1 protein-coding gene is annotated in these 277 nt (G+C 37.5%); it reads right to left on the bottom strand.

Translation table 11 applies throughout. The annotated features are described in order from the left end of the window. On the bottom strand, positions 1-277 hold a 277-nt coding region (locus AAEY62_RS22195; RefSeq protein ID WP_350636569.1), incomplete at both ends, for a hypothetical protein.

The raw sequence follows: 277 nt of genomic DNA, 5'->3' as shown, positions 1-277 counted from the left end.
ATAATATACGCTTCATTATTTAATTTGAATGAGTCGGCATATTCAGACCGTTGCATTTTAATCGCATCATCTACAATTACTTGTAATGTGGGATCAATAAAGTCCTCAGGGAGTAGTTTTTTACCTGCTTTACCATATTGTGCATAACTTGATTGGGTTAAATTGGGGTGCGCTAATAACTGCCCTTGGCTGTCAAATACCACTAACTGTTTTTCTTTTCCGCCAATTGGCAATTGCGATATTAATGTTTTTAGCGCGATGTCACTGCCAGTAACAC

Origin of the sequence: Pseudoalteromonas sp. GW168-MNA-CIBAN-0100 (assembly GCF_040309225.1) — a bacterium.
GTDB classification, from domain to species: Bacteria; Pseudomonadota; Gammaproteobacteria; order Enterobacterales; family Alteromonadaceae; genus Pseudoalteromonas; species Pseudoalteromonas arctica.
The sequence above is the reverse complement of the archived record's forward strand: the minus strand, read 5'-3'. Positions and strand labels throughout refer to the sequence as shown.